General features: G+C 62.3%; 20 protein-coding genes. 10 read left to right on the top strand and 10 right to left on the bottom strand.

Features of this window, described 5'->3' with window-relative positions:
* Window positions 1-22 precede the first annotated feature (22 nt).
* The 5 genes from ACO06F_RS14535 to ACO06F_RS14515 form a co-directional block, all read right to left on the bottom strand.
* Window positions 23-928 (bottom strand): glycine--tRNA ligase subunit alpha, encoded by a 906-nt coding sequence (locus tag ACO06F_RS14535; RefSeq protein WP_421696691.1) that lies wholly within the window; start codon window positions 926-928, stop codon window positions 23-25.
* A gap of 76 nt (window positions 929-1,004) precedes the next feature.
* Window positions 1,005-1,187, bottom strand: coding sequence for a hypothetical protein (locus ACO06F_RS14530; RefSeq protein ID WP_421693462.1), 183 nt, complete (start codon window positions 1,185-1,187; stop codon window positions 1,005-1,007).
* Between the two features lie 31 nt (window positions 1,188-1,218).
* Window positions 1,219-2,067: a S49 family peptidase gene (locus tag ACO06F_RS14525; protein ID WP_421693461.1), complete on the bottom strand. Its 849-nt coding sequence runs from the start codon at window positions 2,065-2,067 to the stop codon at window positions 1,219-1,221.
* A gap of 39 nt (window positions 2,068-2,106) precedes the next feature.
* Complete coding sequence (locus ACO06F_RS14520) at window positions 2,107-2,904, bottom strand: tRNA1(Val) (adenine(37)-N6)-methyltransferase (protein ID WP_421693460.1); 798 nt, start codon at window positions 2,902-2,904, stop codon at window positions 2,107-2,109.
* Between the two features lie 9 nt (window positions 2,905-2,913).
* Window positions 2,914-3,129, bottom strand: coding sequence for a DUF2007 domain-containing protein (locus ACO06F_RS14515; RefSeq protein ID WP_421693459.1), 216 nt, complete (start codon window positions 3,127-3,129; stop codon window positions 2,914-2,916).
* A 137-nt stretch (window positions 3,130-3,266) separates the two neighbouring features.
* Here ACO06F_RS14515 and ACO06F_RS14510 point away from each other — a divergent pair, with 137 nt between their 5' ends.
* Window positions 3,267-4,286, top strand: coding sequence for a polyprenyl synthetase family protein (locus tag ACO06F_RS14510; RefSeq protein WP_421693458.1), 1,020 nt, complete (start codon window positions 3,267-3,269; stop codon window positions 4,284-4,286).
* A 93-nt stretch (window positions 4,287-4,379) separates the two neighbouring features.
* Here ACO06F_RS14510 and ACO06F_RS14505 read toward each other — a convergent pair whose 3' ends face one another.
* From ACO06F_RS14505 to ACO06F_RS14495, 3 genes are all read right to left on the bottom strand, one after another.
* Window positions 4,380-5,210, bottom strand: coding sequence for a 4-(cytidine 5'-diphospho)-2-C-methyl-D-erythritol kinase (locus ACO06F_RS14505; RefSeq protein WP_421693457.1), 831 nt, complete (start codon window positions 5,208-5,210; stop codon window positions 4,380-4,382).
* Window positions 5,211-5,246: 36 nt separating this feature from the next.
* Window positions 5,247-6,953 carry a tetratricopeptide repeat protein gene (locus ACO06F_RS14500; protein WP_421693456.1) on the bottom strand — a complete coding sequence of 569 codons (1,707 nt, stop codon included), beginning with the start codon at window positions 6,951-6,953 and terminating at the stop codon, window positions 5,247-5,249.
* A 122-nt stretch (window positions 6,954-7,075) separates the two neighbouring features.
* Window positions 7,076-8,731, bottom strand: a complete 1,656-nt coding sequence (locus ACO06F_RS14495) for a 4Fe-4S dicluster domain-containing protein (RefSeq protein WP_421693455.1) — start codon at window positions 8,729-8,731, stop codon at window positions 7,076-7,078.
* Between the two features lie 95 nt (window positions 8,732-8,826).
* On the opposite strand from ACO06F_RS14495, the gene ACO06F_RS14490 reads away from it, so the two are divergent.
* On the top strand, window positions 8,827-9,615 hold the full coding sequence (locus ACO06F_RS14490) for a uracil-DNA glycosylase (RefSeq protein ID WP_421693454.1): 789 nt from the start codon (window positions 8,827-8,829) through the stop codon (window positions 9,613-9,615).
* 97 nt (window positions 9,616-9,712) lie between these two features.
* Entirely contained in the window at window positions 9,713-10,252 is a 540-nt protein-coding gene (moaB, locus tag ACO06F_RS14485; RefSeq protein WP_421693453.1) for a molybdenum cofactor biosynthesis protein B, read from the top strand.
* 4 nt (window positions 10,253-10,256) lie between these two features.
* On the opposite strand, the gene ACO06F_RS14480 is transcribed toward moaB, so the two are convergent.
* Window positions 10,257-11,135 (bottom strand): DMT family transporter, encoded by an 879-nt coding sequence (locus tag ACO06F_RS14480; RefSeq protein WP_421693452.1) that lies wholly within the window; start codon window positions 11,133-11,135, stop codon window positions 10,257-10,259.
* Between the two features lie 173 nt (window positions 11,136-11,308).
* Between ACO06F_RS14480 and ACO06F_RS14475 the strand changes: the two genes are divergently transcribed.
* From ACO06F_RS14475 to ACO06F_RS14460, 4 genes are all read left to right on the top strand, one after another.
* Window positions 11,309-12,379 (top strand): PA0069 family radical SAM protein, encoded by a 1,071-nt coding sequence (locus ACO06F_RS14475; protein WP_421696690.1) that lies wholly within the window; start codon window positions 11,309-11,311, stop codon window positions 12,377-12,379.
* A 167-nt stretch (window positions 12,380-12,546) separates the two neighbouring features.
* Complete coding sequence (locus tag ACO06F_RS14470; protein ID WP_421693451.1) at window positions 12,547-13,119, top strand: ribonuclease HII; 573 nt, start codon at window positions 12,547-12,549, stop codon at window positions 13,117-13,119.
* Window positions 13,120-13,211: 92 nt separating this feature from the next.
* Window positions 13,212-14,318, top strand: a complete 1,107-nt coding sequence (locus ACO06F_RS14465; protein WP_421693450.1) for a site-specific DNA-methyltransferase — start codon at window positions 13,212-13,214, stop codon at window positions 14,316-14,318.
* A gap of 81 nt (window positions 14,319-14,399) precedes the next feature.
* Window positions 14,400-15,083, top strand: a complete 684-nt coding sequence (locus ACO06F_RS14460; RefSeq protein WP_421693449.1) for an HAD family hydrolase — start codon at window positions 14,400-14,402, stop codon at window positions 15,081-15,083.
* 71 nt (window positions 15,084-15,154) lie between these two features.
* Here ACO06F_RS14460 and ACO06F_RS14455 read toward each other — a convergent pair whose 3' ends face one another.
* The gene (locus ACO06F_RS14455) at window positions 15,155-15,955 is read right to left on the bottom strand and encodes a phytanoyl-CoA dioxygenase family protein (RefSeq protein ID WP_421693448.1); all 801 of its coding nucleotides are present in this window, start codon (window positions 15,953-15,955) and stop codon (window positions 15,155-15,157) included.
* A 152-nt stretch (window positions 15,956-16,107) separates the two neighbouring features.
* Here ACO06F_RS14455 and ACO06F_RS14450 point away from each other — a divergent pair, with 152 nt between their 5' ends.
* The 3 genes from ACO06F_RS14450 (at window position 16,108) to ACO06F_RS14440 (ending at window position 19,705) form a co-directional block, all read left to right on the top strand.
* Entirely contained in the window at window positions 16,108-17,712 is a 1,605-nt protein-coding gene (locus ACO06F_RS14450; RefSeq protein WP_421693447.1) for an ABC transporter substrate-binding protein, read from the top strand.
* Window positions 17,713-17,796: 84 nt separating this feature from the next.
* Window positions 17,797-18,810, top strand: a complete 1,014-nt coding sequence (locus tag ACO06F_RS14445; RefSeq protein WP_421693446.1) for an ABC transporter permease subunit — start codon at window positions 17,797-17,799, stop codon at window positions 18,808-18,810.
* On the top strand, window positions 18,800-19,705 hold the full coding sequence (locus tag ACO06F_RS14440) for an ABC transporter permease subunit (protein ID WP_421693445.1): 906 nt from the start codon (window positions 18,800-18,802) through the stop codon (window positions 19,703-19,705). The genes ACO06F_RS14445 and ACO06F_RS14440 overlap by 11 nt, the downstream gene beginning before the upstream one ends.
* Window position 19,706 lies beyond the last annotated feature (1 nt).

Raw genomic sequence — 19,706 nt, 5'->3', positions numbered from 1 at the left:
CCCTCAAGTCAACCAAAGATTGTCAGGCGGTTGCGCCGCCACCCACCGTCTTGCTCCAGGCATCGCAGCAGCCCTTGGCAAGTTCGCGCACCCGCAGGATATAGGCCTGCCGTTCCGTGACCGAAATGACGCCCCGCGCATCGAGCAGGTTGAAGGTGTGGGACGCCTTGATGCACTGGTCATAGGCGGGAAGCGCCAGCCGGTGCAGGCCATCCGTTTCGCCAGCCGCGAGCAGCGCCTTGCACTCGGCCTCGGCATCGATGAAGTGCTGCAGCAGCACCTCCGTATTGGCATGCTCGAAATTATAGCGCGAAAACTCCTGCTCGGCCTGCAGGAACACGTCACCATAGGAGATGCGCTTCTGCCCCTCCTGGCCGTTGAAGTTCAGGTCATAGACATTGTCCACGCCCTGCACATACATGGCGAGCCGCTCCAGCCCATAGGTGAGCTCGCCCGAGACCGGCGCACAATCGAGGCCACCAACCTGCTGAAAATAGGTGAATTGCGAAACTTCCATGCCATCGCACCAGACCTCCCAGCCCAGCCCCCAGGCACCCAGCGTGGGGCTTTCCCAGTCATCCTCGACGAAGCGGATGTCATGGAGAGAGCGGTCGATGCCGATTGCTTCGAGCGAGCCCAGATAGAGCTCCTGCAGGTTGGGCGGCGATGGCTTGATGATGACCTGATACTGGTAATAATGCTGCAGCCTATTGGGATTTTCGCCATAGCGGCCGTCCTTCGGGCGGCGCGAAGGCTGCACATAGGCGGCAGCCCAGGGGCGCGGCCCCACGGACCGCAGCGTCGTCGCTGGATGGAAGGTGCCGGCCCCCACTTCCATGTCATAGGGCTGCAGGATGACGCAGCCCTTCTCACCCCAATATTGGTGGAGCGTGAGGATCAGATCCTGGAAAGATTTGGTAGGGTTCAGTGCCATCTGGTCCGCCTTCGCAAAGCGCGGCGGACCCTATGCGCCAGGGCAAGATGCGTCAAGCCTCAGGGCCTTTTCAGGCCTCGGGGTAATAGACGCCGGTGCGCGGATCCTGCCGCAAGCGGCGAAGCCGCTGGGGGCGGGCGGGCTGTGACTGGGCTTTGACCCGCACGGCCTGCATCTGGCGCATTACCAGCCCAAATGCCATCAGCGACAGAAACGCCGCGATCAACAGTGACAAGGCCTTCAAGACAACCATCGGATCCTCCAAATGACCCTCGATATACGTATCATAGGCCGAAACGGGACCACATTGCACGTGTTTCGAGAGCGTCTACTGCATTTCCTGCAATATCAGTGAGTTGGGTACCAAAACCGAGGCGTTTGAGGCCCCAGCCCTGGGACGGCGTGATGTTGCGGATCTCCACCTTGTCGCCGAAGCGCTGCTTCAGCACCTGGTGAAGGTGGCCGAGCCCGTCCACCAGCCCGCGCTTCATCGCCTGGCGGCCGGACCAGAAGGCGCCGGAGAAAATCTCGCCGTCGGCCTCTGCCAGCCGGGCGCCGCGCCGGCTCCTGACCAGCTGTTTGAACGCCTCATGCACATCCGCCTGGAGGCTCAGGAGATGGGCCACGTCCTCCGGCCGCTCCGGCTTGAAGGGGTCGAGCATCGATTTCGATTCGCCTGCGGTGTGCACCCGGCGCTCGACGCCCAGCTTGCGGAGCGCTTCCACAAAGCCAAACCCTGCAGAGATGACACCGATCGAGCCGATAACGGAGCTTTCATCGGCATAGATCTCATCACCCGCGCAGGCGAGCCAATAGCCGCCCGAGGCGGCCACATCTTCGCAGAACACGATGACGGGAACATTCCGCTCCGCTGCGAGCTCCCGGATGCGGGAATGGATCAGGGCAGACTGGACGGGAGAGCCGCCGGGCGAGTTGACGCTGATGGCCACCGCCGCCAGGTCTTTGGGCTTGAAGGCGCGCTCCAGCACGCTGTTCACCGATTTGAGCGTGAGGGCGGGCTTCAGCGGCGTGCCCATGCCGATCACGCCATTCAGCACCACATGATGAACGACAGGCACCGGCTTGCGGAAGCGCCGCGGAATGAATTTGGTGAAGAAGGATGATGTTCCCATGCTGCTCAGATAGGGTCGCTTGAGGACATCGGCAAGACGTCAGCGCAGGTGGAAGGCGGCGCCTGAGCGCAGCACACCATCGGCCTCCGACGTGAAGCTGTTGCCCTCCCCGTGAAGCACCATGCCCGGCAGCAAGTGCAGCGGCGCCTTGGACCCCTTGATGCCCTGCACGATGACGCGGGACGCCGGTGCCCCCCGCCGGGGAAAGAGCGGCGCGACCCGGATGTCACCGAAGCGGTTTTCCATGGCGTGGATCACGCGGCCCATGGTTTCCGCCCGGTGGATGATGGTGACGCTGCCGCGGGAGGCCACCATGGCATGGAGAAGCTTGACCCAGAGCTCCAGATCATCCGGACCGAAGCCATGCGCCTGTGCCTTGAGGGCGTGCGGAGAGGGTGTCGATTTCCCCTCCTCGAAATAGGGCGGGTTGGCCATGGCATGGTGGAAGCTGCCGGGTTGCGGCATGCTCGCCGTATCCTTCCGCAGGGCATCACGCGCATCGGCACGGATCACGCGGATGTGATCCTGGAAGCCGTTCCGCTTGGCGTTCTCCTCGCAGAGCATGGCATAGCGCGGGCTGATTTCGACGCCCGTCAGATGCACCGTGGGGTTCCGCGCCAACAGGCAGAGCGCGGCCACGCCGCTGCCCGCGCCTGCTTCGAACACCGTCTCGCCCTCACCGCAGGGCACGCTGGCGGCCAAAAACACCGAGTCAATGCCAGCGCGAAAGCCTTTCTCGGGCTGGAGCAGGCGCAGGCGGCTTCCGAGAAATCCGTCCTCCGTCAATGAGGGCGGAATGGGTGCCGCGGGGGCCAGAGGCTGTTCTGATGTCTGCATGAGAGAGAGCTACAATCTCTGGGTTAGCACTGCGTTACCAAGCACGCTCTTCGCCCGGGCCAGATCATCCCGCGGGACGAGGATGCGCCGCGGCAGCACGCCGATCGATCCTTCGAGCGCGCTCATGTGATCGTCAAGCTGCAGGAAGTCGATCCCCTCCTCTTCCAGCACATGACGCACAAAGGACAAATAGACCGGATCATTGCTGCGCAGAAGTTCTTCCATGCGCCGAAGCTTGGCCTGTTACGGCGGGTGCGGCAAGCCGCGCGGTGTTCTGCCCGGTCTAAACGCCCATATTGGCCTTGAGGGCTCAGCTGTGCTTTAACCACCGCTGTAGTTGAATTACGAAGGTAGCAGTCTCCATGGGAGTCGTCATTCCGCTCGACGGAGCGGGCAACAAGAAGCGGGCCAGCATCGAGCCCCTCGTCAAGCTCACCAGCTTCGACATGGAGCGGGTGAATGAGCAAATTCTTAGTCACGCCCGCAGCCATGTGGAACTGATTCCGGAAATTGCCAGCCATCTGATCAATTCAGGCGGCAAGCGCATCCGCCCCATGCTGACACTCGCCGCTGCCCGCATGTGCGGCTATGCGGGCGAACACCATTTGAAGCTCGCCACCGCGGTTGAGTTCATGCACACGGCAACGCTTCTTCATGACGACGTGGTGGATGAGAGCGACCTGCGCCGCGGCAAGCAGGCGGCGCGCGTGATCTGGGGCAACCAGGCCAGCGTGCTGGTGGGCGACTATCTGCTGGGCCAGGCCTTCCGGATGATGGTGGAAACGGCCTCCCTCGAAGCACTGCGGATCCTGTCCAACGCCGCCTGCGTCATCGCCGAAGGTGAGGTGCTGCAGCTTTCGGTGTCGCAGGATACCTCCACCACGGAAGACGCCTACATGCAGGTGATCGTCGCCAAGACGGCGGCACTGTTTTCGGCCGCAGCCGAAGTGGGCGCCGTCGTTGCCGGCCGGCCACACAGCGAACAGGCGGCCCTTGAATCCTATGGCCGAAATTTGGGGATCGCCTTCCAGCTGATCGACGATGCGCTGGATTATTCGGGCTCGACCGAAAAGCTCGGCAAGGGCGTGGGCGATGATTTCCGCGAACGCAAGATCACGCTGCCCGTGGTCCTTGCCTATCGCCGCGGGGCCACGGAAGAGCGGAACTTCTGGAAACGCACGCTGGAGGAAGGCAATCAGTCGGCTGATGATTTCATCTATGCGAAGAAGCTGATGGAACGCCACGGCGCCCTGTCCGACACCATCGACCGTGCCAACCACTATGGCGACATCGCCCGTGATGCGCTGGCGATCTTCCCCGACTCAGGGCTCAAGGACGCACTCCTCGAAGCCGTCGATTTCTGCGTGGCCAGGGCCTATTGAGGCTGTAGAAGCAGCGGGCTTTCAATAGGATTTCTTCCCTTCTCCCATTGCTTTGCAGTGGGAGAAGGGAACTCAGAAATTTGCCGCCAACCCCTAACCCAGCACTGTCCTTGCCGCCCACCACCGGGGGTCGAGGTCGGGCAGCGCGGCCTCTTCCGTCATGATCCCCACGCAGGTGGCGCCTGAGCCGGACATGAAGGCGCGGGTGATGCCGGGAGAGGCGGCGAGGCGGTTCAGCACCTCGCCGATGACGGGCGCCAGTGCAATTGCAGGCGCTGCGAGATCGTTCCGCCATGTGGACATGTTTTGCTCGTCCGCAATCGACTCACGAAACACCTGGCCCTTTTCGAGCCCCAGGCCCCGGAACACGGCGGGCGTTGAGACTTCCACCAGCGGATTGACCAGTATCGCAGAGACAGGCGCATGGTTTGCGAGCGGTGCGATCCGTTCACCCACGCCCTGCATGCGGCAAGAGCGCCCCATGAGGCAGACCGGCACATCGGCGCCGATGGCGAGGCCCGCAGCGGCGGCCTCCTGATCGAACGCCTCAATGCCGGCAATGCGGAGAAAGCCCTTAAGCGCTGCCGCCGCATTGGCGGACCCACCGCCAATGCCCGACGCGACAGGAAGGTTTTTCTCGAGCCCCACGGAAACGGGTGGCAGCACTTTGCCCCGCAGAGAGGCGATCTGCTGCGCGGCCGCCCAGGATTTGGCGATGATGTTGTCTGCCGATGAGGGCAGCGCGGCGGCAAAGGGGCCGGTTGCGGTTACAGCAAAGGCGCCGGCTTCAGAGAAGGTGAGCCAGTCTCCCACATCCGCGAAAGTGACGATCGAATCGAGCTCGTGATAGCCATCCGCGCGCCGGCCCAGCACATGCAGCGCCAGATTTACCTTGGCCGGAGCGAAGATCGAGAAGGGTGTCACGCCGGGAGCCTGCCGCTGCGGCCGGTGCTTGTCGCGTCAGCCGTTGGTTTTGGTCGTGGTGTTCTGGGCCGGAGTGACGGGCACGTCATCCGGAAGGCCGTTCTTGATCTTCTCCTGGATGCGCTTGGCGTCCTCAGGCTCCGGCTTGTTGTCAAGGGCGTGCTGCCACTGGAACCTGGCTTCAAGCTTGCGGCCCACCCGCCAATAGGCATCGCCCAGATGATCGGCAATGGTGGGGTCGGCGGGAAGAAGTTCAACCGCGCGCTCGGCATTGGTCACTGCCAGCTCATAGTTTCCGAGCTGGTAGTAAGCCCAGGCCAAGCTATCGATGATGTAGCCATCGTTCGGCTTCAGGTCGACCGCCTTCTTCACCATGTCCAGGGCTTCCTGCAGATTGATCTTCTTTTCGATCATCGAGTAGCCGAGGTAGTTGAGAACGCTCGCCTCATTGGGCGAAAGTTCAAGGGCCTTGCGGAACTGTTTTTCAGCCATGTCCCACTGCTTCAGCCGCTCATGGGACATGCCGTCGAAATAGAAGACCCGCCAATTGCCGGGCGCGGGCGGGTTCAGAAGCGCAATCGCGCTGTCATAGGTTGTCGCTGCGTTGGCGAAATCCTCATTATTGCGATAGAGGTTGCCGAGCGTCACGATGGCATCGAAATTTTTCGGTTCGCGGGCAATCACTTCCTTGAGCTTGGCCAGCGCATCGTCCTTGCGTTCCAGGTGCTGCAGGCAGACGGCGATTTCCATATCCGCATTGGTGCGAAGGGGCGAGTCGACCGGCACCCGCTGATAGGCCGCGAGCGCCTTGTCATAGCGCTTCATGTCCTCATAGGTATCGCCCAGCAGCGTGTACATGATGTCCTGGTCGGCACCCAGCGTCAGGCCGAGCTGGGTATAGAGCAGGGCCACGTCGATGCTCTGGTCATCCGTCATCGAGGTGGCGAGCGAGAACAGCGCTTCGGCCGCACCTTGTGACGGATTTGCGATGAAGGGCTTCGGTTTCTCGTTCTTGAGGCTGGCGTCCAGCGTGGCGCGGACCAGCGGATTCTCGTCAGCGTCCAGATAGGTGCGGTAGACCTTCTGCGCTTCGGCTGCGCGCCCGTTGCGCTCCAGGAAATTGCCATAGGCCTGAACCACGCGGAGCGAGGTGCCGGCTGCCTCATAGGCCTTGCGGTAAGACGCTTCGGCGCGGATCGAATTGCCGAGATAGTCGGCAATGAGGGCGGCATGGAAGGTCTTGAAATTTGCAAAGCTCTCGTTGCTGTCCAGCCGGTCCAGCGTCTTGAGCGCCGGGTTCAGCTCGCCTTCGCCCGCATAGGCCCAGGCGGTGAGAAGCCAGGAGGTGAGCTCTCCCACCGGCGTATAGGCTGACTGCGCGAAATTCTTGCGGGCCTCGGCATAATGGCGGCCGCGGAAATCCTTGATGCCCAGAACAATGCGCGCCATGCGCTGCTGACTGTTGAACGTCAGGACCTGGGCTGCAAATTCCTCCGCCTTCGGCATGTTGCCTTCGGAGAGTTCAAGCAGGAAGATCTTCTCGGTCAGGACGGGGTTGCCGCTGTCCGCCTTGAGCGCATCACTGAGGTAATCGCTGGCGAGATCATTGTCGCGCAGCTTGGCGGCGGAGCGTCCCGCCAGATAGCTTCCCGATATCGAGGCATCCGACTGGCCGGAGGCATGGGCGGCCGTTCCCGAAAGCAGGAGGCCGGTGAGAGCTGCGCGAAGGAAGAGTCCCGTCATCATCATCCATTTCAGCAAACAGGCGGCCCTCTGCCGCCCGTATAGGCATCCGAGTCTTTCAGCGCAAAATGAGGTGTTTTTGGGGTAACCGCAATCCCCCTGGCGGGGGGCGGTTACCGCCATCACATATTCGGGTAATTCGGGCCCTCGCCGCCCTGTGGAACCACCCAGTTGATGTTCTGGGCCGGGTCCTTGATGTCGCAGGTTTTGCAGTGGACGCAGTTCTGGTGGTTGATCTGGAAGCGCGGGGGCTTGCCCTCCTCGCGCACCACCTCATAGACGCCGGCAGGGCAATAGCGCTGCGCTGGCTCGTCATAAATCGGCAGGTTTTCGCCGATCGGGATTTCCGGATTCTTGAGCTGAAGGTGGACTTTCTCGTCCTCCTCATGATTGGTGCCGGAGAAGGCCAGATTGGTGAGCCGGTCGAAGGAGATGACGCCATCGGGCTTGGGATAGGCGATGGGCTTTGCCGAGGCTGCCGGCTTGAGGCTGGCATAGTCGGCCTTGCCATGCTTCCAGGTTCCGAAGCCGAAGCCGAAGAGCTGGTTCATCCACATGTCGAGCCCGCCCAGGGCGAGGCCCCCCACGAGACCGAGCTTCGACCACATGGGCTTGACGTTCTTCACCCGCTTCAGATCCTGGTAAACCCAGGAATTCTCGTAAGCCCGCTCATAGTCGCGAAGCTCGTCACCAACGCGGCCGGCTGCGATTGCCGCGGCAGCGGCCTCTGCGGCCATCATGCCGGTCTTCATCGCATTGTGAGAGCCCTTGATGCGGGGCACGTTGACGAAGCCCGCCGAACAGCCGATGAGCGCGCCGCCGGGGAAATAGAGTTTGGGCACGGATTGGAAGCCGCCCTCGGTGATGGCGCGCGCGCCATAGGCCACGCGGCGGCCGCCCCGCAGCACCGGCTCGATCAGCGGGTGGTGCTTGAAGCGCTGGAATTCCATGTAGGGAAAGAGGTGCGGATTGTCATAGTTCAGATGCACGACGAGGCCGATCGACACGAGATTGTCCTCGAGGTGATACATGAAGCTGCCGCCGCCGGTCTTGGTGCCGAGCGGCCAGCCCATGGTGTGGGTCACCTGGCCCTGGCGGTGGTTTTCGGGCAGAACCTCCCACAGCTCTTTCATGCCGAGGCCGAATTTCTGCGGCTGGCGGCCCTCGGAGAGCTTGTAGCGGGCGATGATCTCCTTCGCCAGCGAGCCGCGCACGCCTTCTGCGATGAAGACATATTTGCCGAGAAGCTCCATGCCGGGCTGAAAATCAGGCTTGGGCAGACCATCCTTGCCGATGCCCATGACGCCCGCCACGACGCCGCGCACCGAGCCATCCTCGCGGTAGAGCACTTCCGAGCAGGCAAAGCCCGGATAGATCTCAACTCCCAGTCCCTCCGCCTGCTGGGCCAGCCAGCGGCAGATGTTGCCGAGGGAAACCGCATAGTTGCCGTGATTGCTCATCAGGGGCGGCATCAGCGCATTGGGAACCCGCACCGCGCCCGAGGGCCCCAGCATGTAGAAACGGTCCTCCACCACCGGCGTGTTGAGGGGGGCACCCTGCTCTTTCCAGTCCGGGATGAGCTCGGTCAGGGCGATGGGGTCGATCACCGCGCCCGAGAGAATATGCGCACCCACTTCCGAGCCCTTCTCGAGCAGGCAGACGGAGAGATCGGGGTTCACCTGCTTCAGCCGTATCGCCGCGGAAAGGCCTGCGGGGCCCGCGCCGACGATTACGACATCATATTCCATGGCCTCGCGCTGGACCTGTTCCACGAGCATCACTCCCGGCTATCTTCAATGGTCGGGCGTCTTTATAGTGGCCGGGCAATGCCGCACAAGCCACCATTTGGGACATGCAAGCGAAGCAAAACGACATGACGCCGCATGACGCCGCGGAGGCGCTGCGCTGGCTCGCCGAGATGGGCGCAGACGAGATCATCGGCGAGGCGCCGGTGAACCGGCTGACGGGGCCTGCGCCAAAACCCGCGGCCGAGCCCGTGCGCGCGCCGCTCCGTGCCGAAGCCCCGGCGCCCAAGCCCGTGGCACAGCCTGGGCCGGGAGGCGGCCTGAGTGCGGCTGGCTGCATGAGCCTTCGCGACATCGAAACCGCCCTTGAAGGGCTGGACCAGTGCCCCCTCAAGAAGACGGCGACCAGGCTCTGCTTTGCCGATGGAAACCCCGCCGCCCGCATCATGCTGGTGGGCGAAGCGCCGGGGCGTGACGAGGACATTCAGGGCAAGCCCTTCGTGGGAAAATCCGGCCAGCTGCTGGACCGCATGCTGGCGGCCGTCGGCCTTTCCCGTCAGGCGCAGGACCCCGAGAGTGCGGTGTTCATCACCAACGTGATCTTCTGGCGCCCCCCCGGCAACCGCACGCCCACCGAGGCCGAAACCCAGATATGCCTGCCCTATCTCCTGCGCACGATCGAGCTGCAGAAACCCGACGTCATCGTCTGCCTCGGCGCCACACCGGCGCACCGCCTGACGGGGCGGAACGACGGCATCTTGAAGCTGCGCGGCAAGTGGGTGACGGCAAATGTCAGTGGACGGAACATTCCGCTGCTGCCCACGCTCCATCCCGCCTATCTGCTGCGGCAGCCCGCGCAGAAACGGCTTGCCTGGCGCGACCTTCTCACCCTGCGGCAGATGCTGGACGCGCATTGAGCGGGGGCATGCCTTGCAGGACTGCCCCTTGTTCGGCCCAGATGAATCATGTTTCATGCCGGAATGAATGCAATCGTGATTTAAGGTCAGTTTGAGCATGAGTGAGCCGCGGCAGTTCATCCCCGTCAGGATTGCAGTCCTGACGATCTCCGATACGCGCAGCCTCGAGAACGATGTGTCCGGCCAGACGCTGTCCGACAGGATCGTCACTGCGGGCCATCTGCTCTCCGCCCGCAAGATCGTGCAGGATGATGTGCGGATGATCCGCTACGTGATCCGCGATTGGGCCAACCGGAGCGATATCGACGCCATCATCACGACCGGCGGCACGGGCCTGACCGGGCGAGACGTGACGATCGAAGCCGTGCGCCCGCTGTTCGAGAAGGAAATCGATGGCTTCGGCACGCTGTTCCACATGGTCTCCTTCCCCAAGATCGGCACCTCGACGATCCAGTCCCGCGCCACAGGCGGCGTGATGAAGGGAAAATATATCTTCTGCCTTCCAGGCTCGCCCGGCGCTTGCAAGGACGGTTGGGACCTGATCCTCCAGGCGCAGCTCGATTACACCCACAAGCCCTGCAACTTCGTCGAGATCATGCCCCGCCTCGAGGAGCATCTGCAGCGCACCAAGGCCTGACGCGTCAGGCGCCGGCGTTTTTGCGCAGCGGCACGCGAAGGCCTGAGACGATCGCAAGGCCCATCAGGATGACGGCGCCGCCCACAAGCTGGGCCAAGCCCACGGACTCTCCCAGCACCAGGGCTGCCGTAATGATGCCGACCACCGGCATCAGCAGGATGAAGGGGGCGGCCTCATCCATGCGGCACTGCTTCAGCAGCGTGAACCAGCACATATAGGCGAGGTAGAAGCCGACGACCCCGACGAAGGCCAGCATGCCCCATTGCGTGGCCGTGGCCGTGACCAGGGATTGCCACTGGCCCTGCTCGATCAGCAGCGTGGCAAGGCCAAGCTGCGGCAGGCTGCCGAAGGCATTGGCCTTGAGCAGGCCCACGCCGCTGTCGCGCCCGAACTTTCGCGCCAGCACCTGTCCCAGGGCCCAGCAGAAGGCACTCACGATGATCATGATGGTGGGTACAAGGCCCGGCGGCTCTTCCGGCAGGCCGATGACGATGACGACACCCAGAACCGCCAGCGCGGTTCCCGCCGCCTTCCTGCCGTCCAGCCTCTCCTTCATAATCAGCCAGTCGAGCAGCACCGCGAAGGGGATCTGGATCTGGAGGATGAGGTTCGCGGCCGTTGCCGGCATCGCCTGGCTCCTGAGGCCCCAGAACAGCAGCGCCCCCTGAATGGTCACCGCGAAGGCGGATATAGCAATGATCGCAGCCAGGGGCGTTTTGAGCTTCTCCCTGTGGGTGAGGCCCAGCACAATGGCAATGCCGCCATAGACCATCAGCATCATGAACAGCGGCGGGAAATGCGCCACCGCTGGTTTGGCAATGGTGAAACCCGTTCCGAAGAACAGGGGCGGAAGCAGGGCAAGCAGGATCTGACGGCGGGTCATGGGCGCTGGACCATGGCGGATGTGCCGAAGCGCGGCAAGCACAGCGCATAAATGTTCTTGTTTCGTTCCAGAAGATCACCTATATTGGGTGCATGTCCACTTTGATCGATAGGCGCCGGGCCCGTGAGCTTGACCCTGCCGCTCTTGACCCTGCAGCTCTTGGCGAAGGCCGGATGACCGCGCTTTCCGCCCAGTCCCGCGGCCGCGGCGCAACCGTGAACATGTCTGGCCGGTTCGAGAATTTCAGCCGCTCGCTGTTCGATGACGGCTGGGAAGGGCTCGAGGACCTGCCCTTCTTCCGCACCGAGGTGTTCGAGGAAAAGCCGAAGACCATCATCACAAAAAACGACTCGCCCGATGTGGGCTTCGACCGATCGATCAACCCCTATCGCGGCTGCGAGCATGGCTGCTCCTATTGCTATGCCAGGCCCGCCCACGCCTATATGGGCCTCTCCCCCGGGCTCGACTTCGAATCGAAGCTTTTCGCCAAGCCCAATGCCGCGCAGCTGCTGCGGGCGGAGCTTTCGGCCAAATCCTATGTGCCGAAGACCATTGCGCTTGGCGCCAACACCGATGCCTACCAGCCGATCGAGCGCGAACGCCGCATCACGCGTGGCATTCTCGAGGTCTTGTCCGAGTTCAACCACCCGGTGGGGATCGTCACAAAATCTGCCTTGGTCACGCGTGACATCGATATTCTTGCCCCCATGGCGAAGAAGGGCCTGGTGAAGGTTGCCATCTCCGTCACCTCGCTCGATCCGAAGCTTGCCCGCGCCATGGAGCCCCGTGCATCAACGCCTATGAAGCGGCTGGCTGCCATCGAACAGCTTTCCGCCGCCGGAATTCCTTGCGTGGTGATGGTGGCCCCCATCGTTCCCGCAGTGAATGACAGCGAGATCGAGGCAATCCTCAAGACCGCGAAGACCGCCGGCGCCCAGGAGGCGGGCTACGTCATGCTGCGCCTGCCGCATGAGGTGAAGGAGGTGTTCAAGGACTGGCTCCAGGCCACGATGCCGGACCGCGCGGCAAAGGTGATGTCTCTCGTCAAATCCTCGAGCGGCGGCAAGGAATATGACCCCGCCTTCGGCATCCGCCAGACCGGCACCGGGCCCTATGCCTGGACGATCGGCCGGCGCTTCGAACTGGCCTGCCAGCGCTTAGGCCTCAACCGCCGGAAGCTCAAACTCGCGACGGACCATTTCCGCCGCCCGCCGCAGCCCGGCGAGCAGCTGAGCCTGTTGTAGGGGAGAAGTATCGCGCAGGCCGTCATGCACCCGTGGCGCCTAAGACGTGTTCCCTTCTCCCGCCGGCGCGAAGACATGAACGTGTTTTTGTTCTCCTCCATTTCGGATCATGCTCTAGTGCCGGAATGGGGGAATCAGGGCCAGACTTCACGATTGAGCTGAAAGCGATGCGGAAGGGCAGGCGCCATGTCTGCGGCATTGACGAGGCAGGTCGTGGGCCGTGGGCTGGGCCTGTCGTCGCGGCGGCGGTGGTGCTGGACCCGGACTGCATTCCGGACGGCCTCAATGATTCAAAGAAGCTGACGGAAGCGCAGCGCGAGGCGCTGTTCGCGCCCATCTTGGCCACGGCGCGCGTGGGCATCGCCATTGCCCATGTGGAGCGGATCGACCGGGACAACATCCTGCAGGCAACGCTCTGGGCCATGGGCGAAGCGCTGAAGCAGATCGATGATGTGGCGCTGGCCTTGGTTGACGGCAATCGCGCGCCAGCCCTGCCCTGCCCGGTTGAGACCATCATCGAAGGCGATGCGAAGTGCTTCTCGATTGCCGCCGCCTCGATCATTGCCAAGGTCACCAGGGACCGCATCATGGTGGGCCATGACGTGACTTACCCTCTCTATGGATTTGCCCGCCACAAGGGTTATGGCACCGCCTTCCACCAGGATGCGCTGCAGCGTCACGGGCCAACACCCCTGCACCGCAGGAGCTTTGCACCGATCGCCGCGTTATTTAGCCGTTAACCACAAATCCCGAAAGCGATTCACGCCCGACTCCCAAGGATTCATCATGTGGATTCGTGAGTCAGTTCGCGTTTGCGTAAAGGGGTGTGGGGATGGGTTTTCAGACAAGGCCGGATATCAGGCCGTTGCACGACCGGATTCTGGTGGGCGACTGCCTGACGGAACTGAAGAAGATCCCGGCTGCCTCCGTCGATCTCGTCTTCGCCGATCCGCCCTATAATCTGCAGCTCCCCGGCGGCCTGACCAGACCCGACCAGAGCAAGGTCGATGCGGTTGACGATCACTGGGACCAGTTCGAAAGCTTCGAGGCCTATGACCGCTTCACCAAGGGCTGGCTTGCAGAATGCCGCCGCGTGCTGAAGCCCAATGGCGCATTGTGGGTGATCGGCTCCTACCACAATATTTTCCGTGTCGGCACCGTGCTGCAGGATCTCGGCTTCTGGGTGCTGAATGACGTCGTCTGGCGCAAGACCAACCCGATGCCCAACTTCCGCGGAAGGCGCTTCACCAATGCGCATGAGACACTGATCTGGGCCTCGCGCGATGCCAATTCCAAATACACCTTCCACTATGAGGCGATGAAGGTGTTCAACGATGATCTGCAGATGCGCTCCGACTGGACGCTCTCCCTCTGCACCGGATCCGAGCGCCTGAAGAACGCCGACGGCGACAAGCTGCACCCGACGCAGAAGCCCGAAGCCCTGCTGCACCGCGTACTGCTCTCCACCACCAACCCGGGTGACGTGGTGCTGGACCCGTTCTTCGGCACCGGCACCACCGGGGCTGCAGCCAAGCAGCTGGGCCGCCACTTCATCGGCATCGAGCGCGAGGAGAATTATGCGCAGGCAGCACTTGCCCGCATTGACGCCACAGCCGAGCTTCCCTCGGAGGCGTTGAAAGTTACGATAAGCAAGCGGGCGGAACCCCGTATTCCCTTTGGCTCCCTGATCGAGCGCGGCTTCGTGAAGGCGGGCGACATGCTGTTCGACCCTTCCACGCGCATTGCCGCGCGCGTGCGGGCCGATGGCTCGATTGCCTGCAAGGATGCGTCAGGCTCGATCCACAAGATCGGCGCCCATGTGCAGGGGGCGGAAGCCTGCAATGGCTGGACTTTCTGGCATGTGAAAAAGGGCCCGAACCTCGTACCCATCGACATGCTGCGCCAGCAGCTGCGCGCCGAAATAGGCCAGGCCGCCTGATTGCACGTTCTGGCCGCAGCAGCATCTGTTGCGGCCAGCGCTTTGCGGGGCTAAAGCGGGGCCCAAACAAGGATGCCCCAGATGATCAAGGCCCGGCAGCAAACCTCCTTCCTGTTCGATCTCGACGGCACGCTGGTGGACAGCGTCTACGACCATGTGCTCGCCTGGCACGATGCGTTGCAGGAAGAGGGAATTGACGTCTCCGTCTGGCGCCTCCACCGCAAGATCGGCATGTCCGGCGGCTTGTTCACCAAGGCGCTGGCCCGCGAGACGGGGATCGAGTTCAGCGCCGAGATGCTGGAGCGCTTCCGCCTCCTCCACCGCAAATATTACAATGAGCGCTCGCACCGCACGCGGCCCCTTCCCGGTGCGCGCGAGCTTCTGGCCTATCTCAGCGAGAACGAGATCCCCTGGGCGATCGCCACCTCCGGCCGCATTGAAACGGCAGGGCCCGTGCTGAAGATCCTCGGCGTCGATCCGGCGCAGAATGTGGTCATCACGCGGGACATGGTGCGCTATGCAAAGCCCGATCCTGACCTGTTCCTTGCCGCAGCCGAGAAGCTGGGTGTCGACATCGATACGGCCTGCGTGGTGGGCGATGCCATCTGGGACATGCTGGCCGCGAGACGCGCCCGCGCGCTGGGCATCGGCCTCCTCTCCGGCGGCTACGGCACCGATGAACTCGAACGCGCCGGCGCCTACCGCGTGTATGAAGACCCGGCGGATTTGCTGGCCCATATCGATGAGGTTGGCGGGCGCCGGTAAATCAATCGAATTTCCCTCCCCCATGTGGGGAGGGGAAATCTCTGGCTAATTTCATTGATTACTCTCGTTGATTACCACGCCAGCAGCGGAAACTCCGGAGCATCCATGATGGCACCGTGGGCGAGGGTCACGCCACGGAACGGGGGCGATGTGTTTATGCCTTCGCGGCGGGCATAGCGGACGTCGTCGCCCATCAGCCACAGGGAAAAGGCGCGGCGCTGCTCCACCTTGCTCTTGTTGGCGGGTGCACCGTGAAGCGTTAAATAGTTGAAGGCCACGGCATCGCCCGGTTCCAGTGCCCAGCCGAGGATCTGGAACTGGTCGCGGTTGCCATCAATATCGGGCACAGGTTCCAGGCCATCATTCTCATTGAGGGCCGTCTTGTTGAAACGCTCCGGCCGGTAATATTTACCGGTCTTGTGAGAGCCCGCGACGAATTCCAGCGTGCGCTCACGCGGCACGGCATCGAGCGGGATCCACAGGGACACCGTCTCTGTGCCGTCGACGCAGTAATAGGGCTGGTCCTGGTGCCAGGGGGTGGGCACATCCGCACCGGGCTCCTTCACAAGCACATGCTCATGGAAAAGCCTGACGGTCTTGCTGCCCATCAGCTCCCGCCCGATTTCGGCGGCGTTGGAATGAAAGATGAAGTCCTTGTATTCGGGAATGCGGTTCCAGTTGCAATAATCGCCCACGAAGCGGCCCGAACCGTCCTTGCCCTGATAGATCTTCACATCCGCCGAAGGCTCCGCCAGATTGCGGTCAACCCCCTTGCGCAGCGTATCGATCCAACCGGTGAAATAGCCGCGGAGCACGGCCGCCCCGTCACGGCGGAAGGTTTCAATAGTGTCAGGCGCAACGAGGCTCGTCATGGTTCACTCCCTTTGATCCTCGGAACTTTGCCAGCCCGGACCGCCGCCGTAAACCACTCCCCGCAATGCCGATTTTGATCAGCCGGAAAAAACGTGCTTAAGTGGCAGAACGCCCCCAGGAGGGCGGGTTAATGGACGACAGGGAGCTCCATATGAAATTGAAAACAATGCTCGCCGCCACACTGCTCGCATCGAGCATGCTGGTGGCAGGGGCCGCAAACGCCAAAACGCTGGTTTACTGCTCGGAAGGTTCGCCCGAAAACTTCACCCCCGCGATCAACACCACCGGCACCACCTTCGATGCTGCGCGCCCGGTCTACAACCGTTTGGTGCAGTTCAAGCCCGGCTCGACCGAAGTCGAACCCGCCCTGGCCGAGAGCTGGACTGTTTCGCCCGATGGCCTGACCGTCACCTTCAAGCTGCGCAAGGGAATCAAATTCCATTCCGGCGTCAATGGCTTCACCCCCACGCGTGATCTGACGGCGGAAGACGTGATCTGGTCCTTCGACCGCCAGTGGAAGCCGGACCATCCCTACGCCAAGGTGTCTGGCGGCGCTTATGATTATTTCAACGACATGGGCATGCCGGACCTTTTGGACTCGATCGCCAAGGGTGATGACGATCTGACGGTTGTGTTCAAGCTGAAGAAGCCCAATGCGCCGATCATTGCCAACCTCGCGATGGATTTCGCAGCCATTCAATCCGCTGAATATGCCAAGTACCTGCTTGACAAGGGCACGCCCGAGCAGTTCGACCAGATTCCGGTGGGCACCGGCTCGTTCTCCTTCGTCGCCTATCAGAAGGATGCCGTGATCCGCTATAAGGCCTTCGCCGATGGCTGGGCCGGAAAGCCTGCGATTGACGATCTCGTCTACGCCATTACGCCCGATGCAACCGCACGCTATGCCAAGCTCAAGGCAAATGAGTGCCAGGTGATGATTGCGCCGAACCCCGCAGACCTCGGGGACATGAAGCAGAACCCCGATGTGAACGTCCTCGAACAGGCCGGCCTCAACATCGGCTATTATGCGATGAACAACCAGAAGGCACCGTTCGACAAGCTCGAAGTGCGCCAGGCCTTTGCCCACGCGATCGACCGCGATGCAATCATCAAGGAGGTCTATCAGGGTGCAGGCCAGAAGGCCAAGAACCTGATCCCGCCGACCATGTGGTCCTACGATGACTCGGTCAAGGACGTCGAATACAATCCCGAGATGGCCAAGGAACTGCTGAAGAAGGCAGGTGTCGAAGGCCTCAAGATCGACATCTGGTGGATGCCGGTGCAGCGCCCCTATAACCCCAACGCCAAGCGCATGGCCGAGATGATCCAGGCCGACCTCGCCAAGATCGGCGTCGAGTCGACCCTCGTCTCCTATGAGTGGGGCGAATACAGAAAGCGCATGCAGGCGGGCGAACACATGACCGGCATGCTCGGCTGGACGGGAGACAATGGCGATCCGGATAATTTCTTCGGCGTGCTCTTGGGCTGTAATTCGGAAGGAAAGCCCAACGGCAACAACATTCCGAAGTGGTGCAATGCCAAGTTCCAGGAAGTGGTGAACAAGGCTGCAGAGATCACCGACCAGGCGGAGCGCACCAAGCTCTACATGGAAGCGCAGAAGATCCAGGCGGAAGAAGTTCCGCAGGTGAACATTGCGCATTCCACCGTGTTTGAGCCCATCCGCAAGACTGTCACGGGATACAAGGTGAGCCCACTCGGCAGCCACGAGTTCCAGAACGTCGACATCACGGAATAAACGTGAACCGCCCTTCCTCCGGCGCCGCCGGGGGAAGGGTATTTTCTAGATCCGGCAGCTGCCGCGACACCATTACGGGTGCCAATGTTCCGGTTCCTTCTCAAGCGCCTTGCGCTGACCATCCCGACCTTCATCGCGCTCATGTTCATCACCTTCGTGATGATCAGGCTCGTGCCGGGCGATCCCATCGAGGTGCGCCGCGGTGAACGCGGAATCTCGCCCGAGCGCCTGGCGCAACTCCGCCATGACATGGGCCTCGACCAGCCGACCTGGAAACAGTTCCTCGACTATGCCAATGCGCTGCTTCATGGCGATTTCGGCACCTCGATCATTTCGAAATCCCCTGTGCTGCATGAGTTCCTCACGCTGTTTCCGGCAACCGTCGAACTGACGATGACGGCCATGATCTTCGCTGTCGTGCTGGGCGTCCCCGCGGGCGTCATCGCCGCCGCACGCCGCGGCGGCATCTATGACCAGACGCTGATGGGCCTGGCACTCACCGGCTATTCCATGCCGATCTTCTGGTGGGGCCTGATGCTGGTGCTTGTCATGTCCAACACGCTGGGGCTGACGCCCGTCTCGGGCCGCGTTGACCTGATCCGGTTTTACTATGAGCCCGTGACCGGCTTCATGCTGATCGACTCGATCCTCTCCGGCCAGAAGGGCGCCTTCTGGGATGCAGTCCATCATTTGATCCTGCCGATGATTGTACTGGGCACCGTGCCGCTCGCCGTCATCGCGCGGATGACGCGCTCCTCCATGCTGGAAGTGCTGGAGGAAGATTACGTGCGCACCGCGCGGGCCAAGGGCCTGTCCTGGACCAGGGTCGTGGGCGTCCATGCGCTCCGCAATGCGCTGATCCCCGTCGTCACCGTGATTGGTCTGCAAGTCGGCGGATTGCTTGCGGGCGCGGTGTTGACGGAGACCATCTTCTCCTGGCCCGGTGTCGGCAAATGGCTGATCGAATCGATCAACCGGCGCGACTATCCGGCCTTGCAAGGTGGCATCATGCTGATTGCCACCATCGTGATCATGGTGAACCTCATCGTCGATCTTCTCTATGGCCTCATCAACCCGAGAATCCGCCATGCCAAGTGATGCCGCACTTCCAGCACCCGCCGCGCCTGTCCCGCCTGGCCCCTTCCGCGCCTTCTGGCGCGCCTTCCGGGAAAATCGCGGCGCCGTGATCGGGCTCATCGTCGTGAGCATCATTTTCTTCGTGGCGGTTTTCGCACCTGTGTTGGCGCCTTATAGCCCGATCGAGCAATTCCGCGGCTTCTCCAAACTGCCGCCCTTCTGGGTGGAGGGGGCCAACCCGCGATTCCTGCTGGGCACGGATGCCGTGGGGCGCGATACGCTCTCGCGCCTCATGTATGGCGCGCGGGTGTCGCTGTTCATCGGCCTGTCGGTGATGATCATTTCCATGGTCGCAGGCGTCACCCTGGGGCTCGTCGCCGCCTTTTTCGGCGGCATTGTGGATGTGATGATCATCCGCGTGATGGATCTGGTGATGGCCATCCCCTCGCTGGTGCTGGCGATCCTGATCATCGCCATCATCGGGCCCAATCTGACCAACACCATCATCGCCGTCACCATCGTGGGCCTGCCGCGCTATGTGCGGCTCGTCCGCGCCTCCGCCTTGACCGAGCTTACCAAGGACTACGTGACAGCCGCCAAGGTCTCGGGCGTCGGCAAGTTCCGGCTGATGACGGTGACGGTGCTGCCGAACTGCCTGGCACCCTTGATCGTGCAGGCGGCACTTGGCTTGTCAGACGCGATTCTCGAAGCGGCAGGTTTGGGCTTTTTAGGGCTCGGCGCGCAGCCGCCCACGCCCGAATGGGGCGCCATGCTGGCGGATACGCGGGACCTGATGCTGTCTCACCCTTGGGTGATGGCCTTTCCGGGAATTGCGATCCTCCTCACGGTGCTGGCGATCAATCTGATGGGCGACGGGCTGCGCGACGCGCTGGACCCGCGGCTGAGAAGGAGCTGAA

Source organism: Aestuariivirga sp., assembly GCF_965227715.1.
Classification (GTDB): Bacteria; Pseudomonadota; Alphaproteobacteria; order Rhizobiales; family Aestuariivirgaceae; genus Aestuariivirga.
The sequence above is the reverse complement of the archived record's forward strand: the minus strand, read 5'-3'. Positions and strand labels throughout refer to the sequence as shown.

What these genes read in the sequence shown, in the direction of transcription:
- ACO06F_RS14530 (WP_421693462.1), bottom strand. Translation starts at nt 1,187, where the DNA reads ATGGTTGTCTTGAAGGCCTTGTCACTGTTGATCGCGGCGTTTCTGTCG.
- ACO06F_RS14525 (WP_421693461.1), bottom strand. Translation starts at nt 2,067, where the DNA reads ATGGGAACATCATCCTTCTTCACCAAATTCATTCCGCGGCGCTTCCGC.
- ACO06F_RS14520 (WP_421693460.1), bottom strand. Translation starts at nt 2,904, where the DNA reads ATGCAGACATCAGAACAGCCTCTGGCCCCCGCGGCACCCATTCCGCCC.
- ACO06F_RS14515 (WP_421693459.1), bottom strand. Translation starts at nt 3,129, where the DNA reads ATGGAAGAACTTCTGCGCAGCAATGATCCGGTCTATTTGTCCTTTGTG.
- ACO06F_RS14510 (WP_421693458.1), top strand. Translation starts at nt 3,267, where the DNA reads ATGGGAGTCGTCATTCCGCTCGACGGAGCGGGCAACAAGAAGCGGGCC.
- ACO06F_RS14500 (WP_421693456.1), bottom strand. Translation starts at nt 6,953, where the DNA reads ATGACGGGACTCTTCCTTCGCGCAGCTCTCACCGGCCTCCTGCTTTCG.
- ACO06F_RS14495 (WP_421693455.1), bottom strand. Translation starts at nt 8,731, where the DNA reads ATGCTCGTGGAACAGGTCCAGCGCGAGGCCATGGAATATGATGTCGTA.
- ACO06F_RS14490 (WP_421693454.1), top strand. Translation starts at nt 8,827, where the DNA reads ATGACGCCGCATGACGCCGCGGAGGCGCTGCGCTGGCTCGCCGAGATG.
- moaB (WP_421693453.1), top strand. Translation starts at nt 9,713, where the DNA reads ATGAGTGAGCCGCGGCAGTTCATCCCCGTCAGGATTGCAGTCCTGACG.
- ACO06F_RS14480 (WP_421693452.1), bottom strand. Translation starts at nt 11,135, where the DNA reads ATGACCCGCCGTCAGATCCTGCTTGCCCTGCTTCCGCCCCTGTTCTTC.
- ACO06F_RS14475 (WP_421696690.1), top strand. Translation starts at nt 11,309, where the DNA reads ATGACCGCGCTTTCCGCCCAGTCCCGCGGCCGCGGCGCAACCGTGAAC.
- ACO06F_RS14470 (WP_421693451.1), top strand. Translation starts at nt 12,547, where the DNA reads ATGCGGAAGGGCAGGCGCCATGTCTGCGGCATTGACGAGGCAGGTCGT.
- ACO06F_RS14465 (WP_421693450.1), top strand. Translation starts at nt 13,212, where the DNA reads ATGGGTTTTCAGACAAGGCCGGATATCAGGCCGTTGCACGACCGGATT.
- ACO06F_RS14460 (WP_421693449.1), top strand. Translation starts at nt 14,400, where the DNA reads ATGATCAAGGCCCGGCAGCAAACCTCCTTCCTGTTCGATCTCGACGGC.
- ACO06F_RS14455 (WP_421693448.1), bottom strand. Translation starts at nt 15,955, where the DNA reads ATGACGAGCCTCGTTGCGCCTGACACTATTGAAACCTTCCGCCGTGAC.
- ACO06F_RS14450 (WP_421693447.1), top strand. Translation starts at nt 16,108, where the DNA reads ATGAAATTGAAAACAATGCTCGCCGCCACACTGCTCGCATCGAGCATG.
- ACO06F_RS14445 (WP_421693446.1), top strand. Translation starts at nt 17,797, where the DNA reads ATGTTCCGGTTCCTTCTCAAGCGCCTTGCGCTGACCATCCCGACCTTC.
- ACO06F_RS14440 (WP_421693445.1), top strand. Translation starts at nt 18,800, where the DNA reads ATGCCAAGTGATGCCGCACTTCCAGCACCCGCCGCGCCTGTCCCGCCT.